1 protein-coding gene is annotated in these 1,481 nt (G+C 67.5%); it reads right to left on the bottom strand.

Annotation, left to right across the window (positions count from 1 at the left end):
* A partial coding sequence (locus tag FGL98_RS25005) for an IS1634 family transposase (protein ID WP_146321582.1) occupies positions 1 to 1,092 on the bottom strand: 1,092 nt, incomplete at its 3' end.
* Positions 1,093 to 1,481 lie beyond the last annotated feature (389 nt).

The raw sequence follows: 1,481 nt of genomic DNA, 5'->3' as shown, positions 1-1,481 counted from the left end.
CGCGCGGGCCCCGTCACCGCCGGCCAGTGGGTCACCCGGGTTGACGTGAATCTCCTTGACACGCAGGTTGTCTGCGAGCCTCTTGTACCGGCCGGGGCGGGCCAGCGCCGCGGCGGCCTCACGATTGGTGTGCCGTAGCTTCTCCGCGTGGATGTAGTGCCCGCCGCCTTTGGTCAGGTAGGCCCGGTTGCCCGCGGAGGCGAACCCGCGGTCGGCGACCCACACCAGGCGGCGCAGGTTCCAGGAGCCGAGGTCGTCCTTGATCGTGCGGATGATCTGCTGGTCCTGCTCGTTACCGGGGAACGTCCAGCACCGCACCGGGACCCCGTCGCGGGTGACCGCCATCGCGATGACGACCTGCGGCAGGTCGGTACGGTGGTCCTTCGAGTGCCCGAACGCCCGCCGCCCGGACTCGACCGGATTCGCCTCATCATCAATGGGATCCGCTTGCAGCTCGGGCAGCACATCCGGGCCCTCGGTCTCCCAATACGTCGACGTGGTGTCAACGAACACGATCGAGACATCAAGGTTGAGCAGGTGCGCCACCGAGGAGAAGACGTGCTCGGCGATGTCGCCCAGCGTGTCCAGCAGGAAGTCCATGCCCCGGTACGCCTGGTCGTCCGAGATGCCGGTGACCTGCTCGATCGCGACACGTTCGGCGACCCAGCCGGTCGCGGCGAGCTTGCTGCCGGGCTCCAGGGCCCGCTGAGCGACGAGGGTGAACAGCACCCGCTCCACCTGATCGGCGTCCAGCCGCCGCCCGGCCGCTGCCGCCCGGATCGCGGCACCGATGCCCAGGCGTGACCACAACTGGTCCAGGGTCCACGCGCCGCCCAGGCGGCGCGAGTCCAGGATCTCCACCTCACCGGTCGGCGCGGCCGCGCTAACCGCCTGCTCCTGGTTCAGGTACCGGGAGATCGAGGACACCAGCCGGCCCAGCGCGTCCCGGTCGATCTGGTCGGCCCGGCCGAAGTTGTGGATCACCTTCGCGGTGGACGCCCCGGTGGCGGCGTTGCGCTGGTTGTGTGCCAACTGCACGTACTCGACGACCGAGCCGTCCCGGTTCTTCCGCCGAGTCTGTCGCAGGTACATGCCCACACCGCATCACATCTCGATGCGGGATGTCGAGCGACACGCTCAAAGTCGTGTGCCTACACGAATTCGGCTTCCGAAACCCTGCTCAGGCCGCTGACCAGCACAAACACGATCCCGACACCCCGAAAATGCCTACCAACTGCGGAAGTCCGGCCAGGCACAGTAGTTTATGTGCCCCGCTATGAGGCGGCCCGCGAGCATGCGGGACGCGGGCGTGCTGGGGGGCAACCCTGCCAGGGCCAAGGTTGGCCGGCCTTCCGGGGTGAGCCGCCCGCCAAAATTCGGACAGTTGATATCCAGTATTTCTATGCGGCGGAATGCGTCTCGTACCAGTCCTTCTCGGCCTGCTCCGGGGTCCGGTAACCGAGTGCTGAATGACGCCTTCT

The sequence above is a fragment of the Leekyejoonella antrihumi genome (assembly GCF_007845645.1).
GTDB classification, from domain to species: domain Bacteria; phylum Actinomycetota; class Actinomycetes; order Actinomycetales; family Dermatophilaceae; genus Leekyejoonella; species Leekyejoonella antrihumi.
Note: the sequence above shows the minus strand (reverse complement) of the source record. Positions and strands in the feature narration are given on the sequence as shown.